General features: G+C 44.1%; 11 protein-coding genes. 6 read left to right on the top strand and 5 right to left on the bottom strand.

Annotated elements, in window-relative coordinates:
- Positions 1 to 30: 30 nt before the first annotated feature.
- From LC586_RS14350 to LC586_RS14340, 4 genes are all read right to left on the bottom strand, one after another.
- A complete protein-coding gene (locus tag LC586_RS14350) occupies positions 31 to 243 on the bottom strand; it encodes a DUF6887 family protein (protein ID WP_229485460.1) in 213 nt (70 codons plus the stop codon).
- Entirely contained in the window at positions 240 to 416 is a 177-nt protein-coding gene (locus LC586_RS40620; RefSeq protein WP_438822902.1) for a DUF6888 family protein, read from the bottom strand. Before LC586_RS40620 ends, LC586_RS14350 begins: the two co-directional genes overlap by 4 nt.
- 228 nt (positions 417 to 644) lie before the next feature.
- Positions 645 to 1,601 carry a heme o synthase gene (locus LC586_RS14345; RefSeq protein WP_229485459.1) on the bottom strand — a complete coding sequence of 319 codons (957 nt, stop codon included), beginning with the start codon at positions 1,599 to 1,601 and terminating at the stop codon, positions 645 to 647.
- Between the two features lie 256 nt (positions 1,602 to 1,857).
- Entirely contained in the window at positions 1,858 to 2,799 is a 942-nt protein-coding gene (locus LC586_RS14340) for a COX15/CtaA family protein (RefSeq protein WP_229485458.1), read from the bottom strand.
- A 519-nt stretch (positions 2,800 to 3,318) separates the two neighbouring features.
- Here LC586_RS14340 and LC586_RS14335 point away from each other — a divergent pair.
- From LC586_RS14335 to LC586_RS14315, 5 genes are all read left to right on the top strand, one after another.
- Positions 3,319 to 4,401, top strand: coding sequence for a cytochrome c oxidase subunit II (locus tag LC586_RS14335; RefSeq protein ID WP_229485457.1), 1,083 nt, complete (start codon positions 3,319 to 3,321; stop codon positions 4,399 to 4,401).
- A gap of 102 nt (positions 4,402 to 4,503) precedes the next feature.
- On the top strand, positions 4,504 to 6,240 hold the full coding sequence (ctaD, locus tag LC586_RS14330; protein ID WP_229485456.1) for a cytochrome c oxidase subunit I: 1,737 nt from the start codon (positions 4,504 to 4,506) through the stop codon (positions 6,238 to 6,240).
- A 158-nt stretch (positions 6,241 to 6,398) separates the two neighbouring features.
- Complete coding sequence (locus tag LC586_RS14325) at positions 6,399 to 7,025, top strand: cytochrome c oxidase subunit 3 (protein ID WP_229485455.1); 627 nt, start codon at positions 6,399 to 6,401, stop codon at positions 7,023 to 7,025.
- A 1,012-nt stretch (positions 7,026 to 8,037) separates the two neighbouring features.
- Positions 8,038 to 9,303, top strand: a complete 1,266-nt coding sequence (locus tag LC586_RS14320; RefSeq protein WP_229485454.1) for a serine/threonine-protein kinase — start codon at positions 8,038 to 8,040, stop codon at positions 9,301 to 9,303.
- A 131-nt stretch (positions 9,304 to 9,434) separates the two neighbouring features.
- On the top strand, positions 9,435 to 10,508 hold the full coding sequence (locus LC586_RS14315) for a PstS family phosphate ABC transporter substrate-binding protein (protein ID WP_229485453.1): 1,074 nt from the start codon (positions 9,435 to 9,437) through the stop codon (positions 10,506 to 10,508).
- Between the two features lie 221 nt (positions 10,509 to 10,729).
- On the opposite strand, the gene LC586_RS14310 is transcribed toward LC586_RS14315, so the two are convergent.
- On the bottom strand, positions 10,730 to 10,879 hold the full coding sequence (locus LC586_RS14310) for a hypothetical protein (protein ID WP_229485452.1): 150 nt from the start codon (positions 10,877 to 10,879) through the stop codon (positions 10,730 to 10,732).
- 181 nt (positions 10,880 to 11,060) lie between these two features.
- Here LC586_RS14310 and fba point away from each other — a divergent pair, with 181 nt between their 5' ends.
- On the top strand, positions 11,061 to 12,140 hold the full coding sequence (gene fba / locus LC586_RS14305; protein WP_229485451.1) for a class II fructose-bisphosphate aldolase: 1,080 nt from the start codon (positions 11,061 to 11,063) through the stop codon (positions 12,138 to 12,140).
- Positions 12,141 to 12,422: the final 282 nt, after the last annotated feature.

Raw genomic sequence — 12,422 nt, 5'->3', positions numbered from 1 at the left:
TACCAACGCGATCGCTTGATTATTTAAAGCTTATACTCGACCTTCACCATCTTTAACAATTTTATCAATAAACTCAGGATAATTATCAAAGTCATCCATTGAATTCAAAGGTGGCATTGTTACCCAATTTCCTTCTGTCTTTGACTTATCCATGTAAGCATAGAAAGCTTCATTATCGTCTTGATGAGCCAGCACGTAAACTCGTAATTCTTTGAGGCTCATTTCATGAAAATTTGGTTTCATATTTTAAATGTCCATTTCCCATCACGCTGAATCGCTATCTCGGTTTCTTCACCAGCTATGATGACTATTTCGCCTGTGCGTTCATCTAAACGGACTAGATAAACAGGTCGATACATCATAGTTAATCTTCGGCAAACAAGAAAGCACTGTAGAGTTTGTTCTGCTGTCGGAATAATCAGTAGTCCTCAATATTTTGTATTTATGAGTCTAAAACTTTAGAAGTAGTATAACAAGTGCGATGCTTACGGCGGGCTATGACGCTCTCTACGAGACGCTGCGCGTAGCTTGCTTCTCCGAAGGAGTACGCGGACTCGCTACCGCTACGCTATCGGCGTCGCATCTTTGAGAAACCGGGTTTTTCCCAAACCCGATTTCTTTTGGCTTAAATCCCCAGCTAAGAATTAGCCGATTATGAGATGCAGCTGGTTGCTCACCGCACTAATTAGATTATGGGTAACGGGAAGACTATCAACTACCATCCCCAGACACAACAGCATCATGTAGGAGATGGAAAAGAGAAACAACTCTTTAGCTACAGCGCGATCCTCTGGATTTTGCAACAAACGCCAAGATTTGTGGATAAATAATCCTCCCAGAATTACAGCGATCGCACCATAAAGAATACCACTTGCGCCCAAGGGATAAACCAATAACACGGTTGCAAATACTGTTACCAGCGTGTAGTACCAAATCTGCTTCACGGTTGCCGTATCACCTTCAATCACAGGTAGCATTGGTATCCCTACCTTTGCGTAATCATCCCGAATCATCAGAGCTAAAGCCCAGAAATGGGGTGGTGTCCACAAAAAGACGATGGCAAAAATTAACCATGCTGACCAACTTAAAGTGCCTGTGACAGCAGCCCAACCCACTAACGCCGGAATTGCCCCAGCAGCCCCACCAATGACAATATTCTGGGTGCTGTGGCGTTTTAGCCAGTGGGTATAAACCAAAATATAAAAGACGATGCCAGAGAAAGCTAGCAGGGCGGCTAACAGGTTGGCAAATACTGCTAGGAGTGTAAAGGAAATCGTCGCCAGTGCGATCGCAAAAATTAGAGCATCACGCGGCTGAACCTTACCGGATGGCATCGGACGATGGCGCGTCCGCTCCATGTCATAATCAATATCCCGGTCATAGACACAGTTAATTGTCTGGGCGCTTGCAGCAGCCAAAGTGCCACCAGTGAGAGTTACTAGCAACAGCAATGGGTTTACTTCTCCCTTAGCAGCAATCCACATACTCCCAGCCGTGGTAATCAAAAGCAACGGAATAATCCGAGGCTTGGTTAGCTGGTAGTAACTTTGAATTACCTGTAAAAATGTTTGGTGGTGGCGAGAGACATTAGTCTCAATCATTTTGGCTCTGGTTCCTTATTTTTCAACAACTTATATGCAGCCCCCGCTCAAGGTGGCTCTTTCAGGCAAATGAAAACACAGATTTTCTGCACCTGCGTGGGTCGCATCATCAGTGCTGAGTGCTGAGTGCTGAGTGCTGAGTGCTGAGTTAGAAGTTAGGAGTTAGGAGTTAGGAATTCTTTCCCTGCTCCCCCTGTTCCCTCATCTCGCCCACTGCCTACTCAGCACTCAGCACGGGCTAAACCTTAGCTATCCGCTAACGTGACTCAGCACTCACTGAATGTGAATCAGCACTCACTGAGTCACGCAGGGCGAGAACTGTGAAAACCACCAAAGTACCCAGCAAAGTAGCTCCTATAGCTTGGTGAGAGACGGTGAGAGGCTCGACTTGGAGGTGTAATTTGAAAGTGGCGAATCCCAACAAGATTTGTAAGGTTAACAACCCACCAGCTATATTTGCCAGTCGCCGCAAGGCTGGATGTAGTGCTGGTGTCCGCCAACAGATAAATACCATTGCCAAGATTGCCAAGGAAGGCGGCACCAAACCAGCAATATGGCTGTACATTACAGTACAAAGTTGAGAACCGCCGAGGCATTGGTGTAGTGCCCAGCGAGAGCCTACCAAAGCACCTAGTAGACTTTGCAGGTAAACCAGAATAGCGGCAGTTAAACCTATCCAAGGCAACTTACCAACGGTTCCATTCCCCTGATAGGGCGTGAGTGCTGTGCCGATAATCAGGAGGGTGCTAAAAAATAACAGCGCCGTTCCTAAGTGGGCGGTAACGATATCAAACCGCAACAGTTCGGTAACGGTAAGTCCCCCCAAGATGCCTTGGAAGACAATTAAAAACAGGGCGAATGTTGATGCCCAAGGCAGCCATTTGGGTAAGAGACGACGATGCCACCAGGACAAACCGAAGAGTGCGATCGCGCTTACACCAATTAAAGCTGCATCCAATCTGTGAAACCACTCCAAAAACACTTGGAGATTCATTTGCTTGGCTGGTACCAATTCGCCATAGCATAAGGGCCAGTCTGGGCAAGCAAGTCCAGCATTCATCACGCGGGTGGCGCTGCCTATTGCCATCAAAATTAAGGTGGCTATGCATATTTTCCACACCAAGCGACGAATCATTTCCTTGGGTTTTTGCTGCTGAAGCGCCGCTTCATTTTGTTGTTGTAGGACAAATTCGCTCATGAAGGATACCTTCTGCCCGCTCTTGGTGGATCTGTTAAAATTTTCAATTTTCTTTTAGTGTCCTATCTCCACCCTAGCGTATAGGCTAAGGGTTTATAGATTAGCACTCACTTATACTTTGAATCACTCCAGAAAGGTTTTACCTGAAGCTTTAGGTATTTTTCAAGATGTGAAAAATTGATTAATCACAATTAATTTAAGCATCCTAAATTTTTCCTTAAATTTTTCCACTGATTTTAGGAGAAGGCAGGAGGAAATAATTATGAATGAAAACTTTAGTTTTGGGTATAAAACCCAGTGGTTAAATCCCATACTTTTAAATGTATCTGGGTTACTCCTAGCTTCTGCCCCCTGCCTCCTGCCTTCTGCCTCCCGATAGTCACCTTGTACCCAAAATTAGTAAAATAGTTAAAAAAATTAATAAAAATTTCAGACCTTTGTACTCCATGCCTTCCAGCCTAGACTACCTTAGTAAGTGAGCAGCTTTAAGATAACGTAGTAAATTCAATTAAGTAAGCCGTGAAGATTCCAAGTTCAATCTGGACATTACTGATTGGCATCGTGCTAACGCTAGTCAGCCTTTGGTACGGTCAAAATCACGGTCTGTTGCCAGCAGCAGCCACGGATGAAGCCGTATTAGTGGATGGTCTGTTCAACGCGATGATGATCGTTTCTACAGGTATATTCCTGCTCGTAGAAGGTATTTTAATTTACTCTGCATTTAAATACCGTCGGCGTGCAGGTGACAATGAAGACGGCCCACCAGTTGAGGGCAATGTACCTCTAGAAATTCTCTGGACGGCGATCCCAGCAATTATCGTTATCGGTATTTCTGTTTACAGCTTTGATGTCTACAACGAAATCGGTGGCTTTGATCCCCATGCTATCCATCAAGCGCCGATGAGTCAGGAGTCAATGGCAATGCCTGGAAGTGCGATGGCCGCAACTTTAAGCGATACTCCTCCCAGCACCGAACCCAACCTCAATCAAGAAAAATCTGATGAGGCAATGCAAGACCCAGCTACCGCAGAAGTTCGTAATGCTGACCAAATTCCCCAACTGCGGAATGCTCCTGGTGTCGGTAGTGTTGCTCCGACAATTGGGGGAACTCCTGATAAAGCAGGTAAACCAGCAGGATTACAGGTCAATGTCACAGGTCTACAATATGCTTGGCTTTTCACCTATCCTGAAACTGGTATAACTACAGGTGAAATGCACGTCCCCATTGGGCGGGAAGTGGAAATCAATATGACAGCCAACGATGTCATCCACGCCTTTTGGGTGCCAGAGTTCCGCCTGAAACAAGATGCGATCCCTGGTAGGCAAAGCGAGATTCGCTTTACCCCCAAAAAAGCAGGAGATTATGCCCTAATCTGTGCTGAACTTTGTGGCCCCTACCACGGTGCAATGAGAGCAACAGTAGTCGTTGAGCCAGAAGAAGCCTTTGACAAATGGGTGCAAGAACAGCTAGTTGCCAGCAAAGAAACACTAAATCAAGCCGTTGCTGTTAACCCTGCGAATCTATCCCCAAATGAATTTCTCGCTCCTTATACCAAGGACATGGGAATTAAGCCAGAAATCCTCCATCAAGTTCACCATTAGTCATTGGTCATTAGTCATTAGTCATTAGTCATTGGTCTAAATAAATGACAAATGACAAAGGACAACTGATAAAGGACAAATGACAAAAGATAACTAACGACTATGACCCAAGCTCAAGTGCAAGAAACTGCCAACGCCCCTGCTCTTGTTGAGGAGCCAGGGATCAGAAAATGGCAAGACTACTTTAGTTTCAACACCGACCATAAGGTGATTGGGATTCAATACCTAGTCACTACATTCATTTTTTACTGTATCGGTGGGGTGATGGCTGACTTGGTTCGTACAGAACTGCGAACCCCAGAAGTCGATTTTGTCACCCCTGAAGTCTACAACAGCTTATTTACGCTGCACGCCACGATCATGATTTTCTTGTGGATCGTGCCAGCTGGTGCGGGTTTTGCTAACTTCCTCATCCCCTTAATGATTGGGGCAAAGGATATGGCATTTCCGCGCTTGAATGCTGTTGCCTTTTGGATGATTCCCCCTGCGGGTTTATTGTTGATCACCAGTTTAGTGGTAGGCGATGCGCCAGATGCGGGTTGGACTTCCTACCCTCCCCTGAGCTTGGTAACAGGTCAAGTAGGTGAGGGAATTTGGATTATGAGCGTCCTCCTACTAGGTACATCATCGATTTTAGGGGCAATCAATTTCCTCGTCACGTTGCTCAAGATGCGTATCCCTGGTATGGGGGTTCACCAAATGCCCTTGTTCTGCTGGGCGATGTTTGCTACCTCGGCACTGACTTTGGTATCTACGCCAGTGTTAGCAGCAGGTCTAATTCTGCTTTCTTTTGACTTAATTGCCGGGACAACATTTTTTAACCCGACTGGCGGTGGCGACCCAGTGGTATATCAGCACATGTTCTGGTTTTACTCCCACCCAGCGGTTTATATCATGATTTTGCCCTTCTTTGGCGCAATTTCAGAGATTATCCCGGTGCATTCCCGCAAGCCGATTTTTGGCTATAAAGCGATAGCTTATTCGTCTCTTGCCATTAGCTTTTTGGGGCTAATCGTTTGGGCGCACCACATGTTTACCAGCGGTATCCCCGGTTGGTTGCGGATGTTCTTTATGATCACCACCATGATCATTGCCGTACCCACGGGAATTAAAATTTTCAGCTGGTTAGCAACAATGTGGGGCGGAAAAATCCAGCTTAACAGCGCCATGCTGTTCGCCATCGGTTTTGTCGGCACCTTTGTGATTGGCGGGATCAGTGGCGTGATGTTGGCAGCAGTGCCCTTTGATATTCACGTTCACGACACATATTTTGTGGTGGCACACTTGCACTACGTCTTGTTTGGTGGTAGTGTTCTCGGCATTTATGCGGCGATTTACCACTGGTTCCCGAAAATGACGGGACGGATGGTGAACGAATTTTGGGGTAAGGTTCACTTTGCCTTAACAATAGTTGGTCTAAATATGACCTTCTTACCTATGCACAAGCTGGGATTAATGGGCATGAACCGTCGTATCGCCCAATATGACCCCAAATTTACCTTTCTCAACGAAATCTGCACTTATGGCGCTTACATACTAGCAGTTTCGACATTCCCCTTCATCATCAATGCGATTTGGAGTTGGTTATACGGTGAGAAAGCTAGTAATAATCCCTGGAGGGCACTGACCTTAGAGTGGATGACTACCTCACCGCCAGCGATCGAGAATTTTGATCAAACCCCAGTGCTGGCTACGGGCCCCTACGATTACGGTTTGGAAAAGGCTGACGAAGGTGTACCTTTGTCTGATCCCAATCCAGTCTTATCTGGCGGGCCGAACTCAGTGTTAAGAGCAGAACCCGACCCGGCGGTTGCTGCTAATCCCGAAGACCGTAAATAGAGTTAGGAGTGAAGAGTTATGAGTTATGAATGATGAGTTATGACAACTCCTAACTCCTGTACAGACGCGATTAATCGCGTCTCTACTCCTAACTCCTGTACAGACGCGATTAATCGCGTCCCCACTCCCCATTCCCCATTCCCCACTTATCAAAATTCATGCAAAGTCAAACTATTGACCCAGCTAAAACCGAACTAAATCATCATCACGCGGCGGAAGCGTCCGTCGCTCATCACGAAGAACATCCAGACCATCGTCTGTTTGGGCTAATTGTCTTCCTGATTGCTGAAGGGATGATTTTTATGGGGTTGTTCGGAGCCTATTTGGCTTTCCGTGCTACCTTACCTGCATGGCCCCCAGCAGGTACCCCAGAGTTAGAACTATTGTTACCTGGAGTCAACACCATCAATCTAATTTCTAGCAGTTTTGTCATGCACAATGCTGACACTGCTATCAAAAAGAACGATGCGCGGGGTGCGCGAATCTGGTTAGCAATTACTGCTGCAATGGGTGCTATCTTCTTGGTGGGTCAAGTATATGAATATACCCATTTAGAATTTGGTTTAACTACCAATTTATTTGCCAGTGCATTTTACGTTTTGACTGGTTTCCACGGATTGCACGTTACTATCGGCGTTTTGGCAATTGTTGCTGTGTTGTGGCGATCGCGCGTTCCGGGTCATTACAGTAACGAAAAGCACTTTGGCATTGAAGCAGCCGAAATCTACTGGCACTTCGTTGACGTGATTTGGATTATTTTGTTCGGATTACTGTATCTACTGTGAGTATTAATTATTAGTTGTTCATTCCACGCGGACAACTTAACAGGCCCCCACTAGGGGGCTTTTTTAATTAATAGAATGCTGCCATTCCAGCTAACTGCCCTGATGTCACATTATTTTATCTATCAAATTAGGACTGTTTCTAGAATTTTATAAAACAGTTTTATATAAAAAGTGAGGTTCAAAACCTCGCCCGCAAGTGGCGCGAAATAATCCTTGTTTCATGGGGAAGGTAAAAACCTCGCCCCTTGTGGGCGACCTGTTAATACTTCCGACTTCCGACTTCCGACTTCATTTTTTATTCTTTACCTAGCAAGAGTTACACAAAATATATTAAAACCAGCATAAACTTTTTCCAGTATGAGTTTTGCTAAATGCAACTGATTTATTGCAAGTGATACAGGCGCGAGTAAAACGTGGGAAAGGTTGGAAAAGTTGGATGTTTTATAGAAACTATTGAATAACTAGTTAATATACTGTAAGTTGATATGTGAGTTATTGACAACTAACACTTGTTTGTCTCCAAAACCATCACTCAGTATTTACCTCAAGAACTTACCTGTTTTTTTAGTTTTGTCTAATTAACGTTGATATGACGAAGCGATCGCCGTTAGTAATAACTAAAATCTGGTAACAGAATTCTGGTGGACACGTAAGGATACTGATGCCTTTAAATGCCACTGTTCTAGGTTTTATCAGCAATCAGACCCAAGACTTAAAATAAATCTCCTGACTCCTGAATGTTGTCATCTATCGGCAGTTATAACTACTGTGGTCTAGTGTTAAATTTACTTAAATGATAAAATTATAGAACTATTACAAAAATAAATTTTTATATTAAGATACCCATATAAGGTATGAAATAAACCAATCATGCGGCTAACCATAAAACTGCTCAAAAGCATCGGTCGCCTGAGAAGCTGACTGCCTCAAATACCAACAAATCTAACGGCAGGTATTCATAACCTCACCCAAGCTCTGAATGGTCAGTAAATTAACGAGTAGTATACGCCACATGAGCCAGAACCCTCTAGTTAGAAAAAAACTCCGGAGTCGCTTTGAGACAGTCAAACTGCTGGAAAGCGGAGGATCTGGTAATACTTACTTGTTATCAGGTGCTAGACGTAAAAGACATGAATACTCTCTCGCCAGAAAAACACTTCGGAATCGCTTTGAGATTGTCAAACACTTAGGAAGCGGGGGATCTGGTGATACCTACTTAGCCGTAGACCTAGATTTACCAGGACGACCGCATTGTGTCGTCAAACATTTCCACCCAAAAGATACCAATCCTGCTGTTCTACCTATCGCTAAAAGCCTATTTGATCGGGAAGCGGAAGTTTTATACCAGCTAGGCAACGACCACGACCAAATTCCTAGACTATTTGCCCATTTTAATGAAGATGGGGATTTCTATTTAGTTCAAGAATTTATTGACGGTCATGCATTGACTCAAGAAATTGTACCAGGTCACCGTCTTAGCGAGAATGCAGTCTTAAATTTATTAAAAGACATCCTGGAAGTGCTGTCCTTCGTCCACCAAAATAACATTATTCACCGGGATATTAAGCCCCAAAATTTAATGCGGCGGTACTCCGATCAGAAGATTGTGCTAATTGACTTTGGGAGTATTAAGAAAATTGGTGCTTTAGGAGCAGGCTTAACAATTTCTGTTGGGACTCCTGGCTATATGCCAAGCGAACAGGCTAAGGGAAAGCCACAACTTTGCAGCGATATTTATGCAGTAGGGATGATTGGCATTCAAGCTTTGACAGGTTTAATACCTGAACAACTACAAGAAGATCCTAATACTGGAGAAGTTATCTGGCGTGATAAAGTACAGGTAAGCGACGCTTTTGCAAATGTTTTGGATACAATGGTTCGCGATCGCTACAACCAGCGTTACCAATCTGCCGCAGAAGCTTTGCAAGCACTTAATTCTGATCTGGGATTGTCACAGTTATCACAATCTACTGGGATAAACCAAAACACTGATGATACTTATTTGCTAACTTATAGAAACTTTCTTTTGCTGTTGGGAATAGGGCTTGGTGCTACCACTAGTTTGATAGTACTAGTTTTAATCTATACGTTTATTAATACAGGTACATCACCTCCAAAGCAACCTACTCAATTAAATAATTTTATAGAAAAATTTGTTGAGCCACGGTTTGCTAATATTAAAGTCAATCGCCTAGTAGCTAAATCAGCAGCTAACAGAGGAGTCTATAAAAGCAATTCCACCATTGCAAAGACTACCAAAGAGGAAATTGAGCCTTAATATATTAGAAAGAATTAATCATTTAGCAGCAATCATAAAATTCACTATTAACTGGCTTATTCCCGATTTGCTTTTAACCTAAATATTTATAGATTCCTGTAGGATAAATAGAATAAACAACATTTAAAAATATGGACAATACAAATCAAAAAAAAGCTTTAATTCACGGTGAAATTGGCCTCTTTATTAGAGGGTTGATTATTGGGAAAGTGCTGACACTTATGGTTATTGGCGGACTGCTTTGGTGGTTACTGAAGCCGAATTTATTGTCCCGCAACAGCGTTAATTCCTCTAATCAAAATTTAAACAGCCCCTCTAGTACTACATCAACTTTTCAGACAGTTACTGATGTCCCCAATGCCTCATTTAACTACGGAGGCAGTACAGCTTGGGCATCTATCCGGCAATTGGTAGATGCTCAGATCCAGAGCGATCGCCCTGAATTACAATTACGCTACGTAAACCCTGTTAATGGTAGCCCTGGTTCTAGCTCCGGTATTCGGATGTTGCTTGATGGGAAACTCGACTTTGCTCAGTCTTCCCGTCCCCTCACAGATGAAGAACAAGCTATGGCAAAAGAGCGAGGCTTCACCCTTGAGGAACGTCAGGTGGGTATGGATGGGATAGCAGTGGTAGTCAACCCATCACTCAATGTGCCTGGTTTAACTGTTGACCAATTGCAGCAAATTTATTTGGGAAAAATTACTAACTGGAATCAAGTAGGTGGGCCAAACCTAGCCATCACACCTTTGTCTCAACGACCAGAGGACGCAGATACAGTAATATTCCCTAGCAACAGCAACTTGAAGGGGCAAACGCTAGGCTCTAATGTGCAGTATGTCTACTCTACTACAGAGGCAGTGCGCCAACTCAGTAAAACTCCTGGTAGTGTCTATTACGCTTCTGCCCGTTCAGTATTACCTCAATGTAGTGTGAAGGCTTTGCCATTGGGTAGCACTTCTGGTCAGCTAATTCCCCCCTACCGCGAACCTCTGGTGTCACCTGAGCAGTGTCTAGGTCAGCGCAATCAGCTAAATACTCAAGCTATTAAAGATGGCAGCTATCCCATGATTGCTAACTTGTTTGTGATTATTAAGCAGAATAAAGGTCGGGAGCAGCAGATTGGAGATGCATATAGCAAACTTTTATTAACTGACCAGGGACAAAAAGCAATTGAGCAAGCTGGTTTCGTCGCGGTTCGCTAGTAGATTTGATGATGTTAGCGATCGCCATGAGAACCAATTTACAGTAAAAGCGATCGCACATCATTCGCCCACCAACGCACCTTGTTAATTGTCAGGGCGATCACTCTTTTTAATTGCAGTCAGTGCGATCGCCCCTTTATGGTAAGATACAACTAATTCCGTAGTATGCATAATCTAATCCCAAATGCAATAGTCAGGGGAAAATACCCTCATAACATTTGTCAGAAGTTAGTGGGTTTAAGTTGAAGCGATCGCTTGTTGATAAAATTATTTAGAGCCAGGGCGCGATCGCTTTGAGATGACCATTTTGGATAGTGGGCTACCAGAGCTAGTAACTGTAGGGTAACTAAATGTACAGCAACACAGAGCAATTATGGGGCATAGTACAGCAGTAGAGAGCATATTTATAGTAACGATGGCGTAAACTTTTTCAACATAGATACACGACACTAGTTATAATTTCCTATAAGTTGAAAAAACTCTTAAGATTTAGCGTAATAAGTACGCTTCTCTCAGACCGACTAGCTGACAACCACATTAGGAGGACTATCTATGGCGCTTGTACCACTGCGGCTGCTGTTGGATCACGCAGCTGAAAACGGTTACGGCATCCCAGCTTTCAACGTTAACAATTTGGAGCAGATTCAGGCGATCCTGAAGGCTGCTGTCGAGACAGATAGCCCCGTAATTTTGCAAGCTTCACGCGGCGCTCGTAATTATGCAGGAGAAAACTTTCTCCGCCACCTGATTTTGGCAGCCGTAGAAACCTATCCTCACATTCCCATTGTCATGCACCAAGATCATGGTAATGCGCCTGCTACCTGCTACTCAGCAATTAAGAACAACTTCACCAGCGTGATGATGGATGGTTCTTTAGAAGCTGATGCGAAAACTCCCGCTAGCTTCGAGTACAACGTTAGTGTTACCCGCGAAGTTGTAAATGTAGCTCATGCTTTGGGTGTCAGCGTTGAAGGTGAACTCGGTTGTTTGGGTTCTCTAGAAACTGGTGCTGGTGAAGCTGAAGATGGTCACGGCTTTGAAGGTACACTCGACCACTCACAACTGTTAACTGACCCCGATGAAGCTGTTGACTTCGTAGAAGCAACCCAAGTAGATGCTTTGGCTGTTGCCATTGGCACAAGCCACGGTGCTTACAAGTTTACCCGCAAGCCGACTGGGGAAATTTTGGCAATCAGCCGCATTGAAGAAATTCACCGCCGTCTGCCTAACACCCACTTGGTAATGCACGGTTCTTCTTCTGTACCTGAAGATTTGCTTGCACTGATTAACCAGTATGGTGGTGCAATTCCTGAAACCTACGGTGTACCTGTAGAAGAAATCCAAAAAGGGATCAAGAGCGGTGTACGTAAAGTAAATATTGACACCGACAACCGTTTGGCTATTACTGCTGCTGTACGTGAAGCTTTGGCTAAAAAACCAGAGGAATTTGACCCCCGTCACTTCCTCAAGCCTTCTATTACATATATGCAGAAGGTTTGTGCTGAACGCTATCAGCAATTTGGTACTGCTGGCAACGCAAGCAAGATTAAGCAAATTTCTTTGGAAGATTTTGCTGCTAAGTATGCTAAGGGTGAACTCAACGTTGTTACCAAGTCAGCTGCTAAAGTTTAATTTTGACAACTAATAAATAGCGGCATAGTCCTGCTATGCTCTTAAAAAACTGAGGATTTGAATGTTGTCAGAAACCGGGTAATCACCCGGTTTTTTGTTTTATAGCAGTTCTCAATTGCATGGAATACAGACCTAACCCCCAGCCCCTTCCCTGCAAGGGAAGGGGAGCAAAATTCAAAGCCTCTCTCCTTTTAGGAGAGAGGAATGGAAGTGAGGTCAAAGTATATTGCTTCCATTCGAGAAGCCCTATATTCATAAGGGCTGGGCATGGGGCATTGGGCA

The organism is Nostoc favosum CHAB5714 (genome assembly GCF_020829495.1).
GTDB lineage: Bacteria > Cyanobacteriota > Cyanobacteriia > Cyanobacteriales > Nostocaceae > Nostoc > Nostoc favosum.
Note: the sequence above shows the minus strand (reverse complement) of the source record. Positions and strands in the feature narration are given on the sequence as shown.

Coding starts and splice junctions, on each gene's coding strand:
- LC586_RS14340 (WP_229485458.1), bottom strand. CDS start 2,799: ATGAGCGAATTTGTCCTACAACAACAAAATGAAGCGGCGCTTCAGCAG.
- LC586_RS14315 (WP_229485453.1), top strand. CDS start 9,435: ATGGACAATACAAATCAAAAAAAAGCTTTAATTCACGGTGAAATTGGC.
- LC586_RS14350 (WP_229485460.1), bottom strand. CDS start 243: ATGAAACCAAATTTTCATGAAATGAGCCTCAAAGAATTACGAGTTTAC.
- fba (WP_229485451.1), top strand. CDS start 11,061: ATGGCGCTTGTACCACTGCGGCTGCTGTTGGATCACGCAGCTGAAAAC.
- LC586_RS14320 (WP_229485454.1), top strand. CDS start 8,038: ATGAGCCAGAACCCTCTAGTTAGAAAAAAACTCCGGAGTCGCTTTGAG.
- LC586_RS14345 (WP_229485459.1), bottom strand. CDS start 1,601: ATGATTGAGACTAATGTCTCTCGCCACCACCAAACATTTTTACAGGTA.
- ctaD (WP_229485456.1), top strand. CDS start 4,504: ATGACCCAAGCTCAAGTGCAAGAAACTGCCAACGCCCCTGCTCTTGTT.
- LC586_RS14325 (WP_229485455.1), top strand. CDS start 6,399: ATGCAAAGTCAAACTATTGACCCAGCTAAAACCGAACTAAATCATCAT.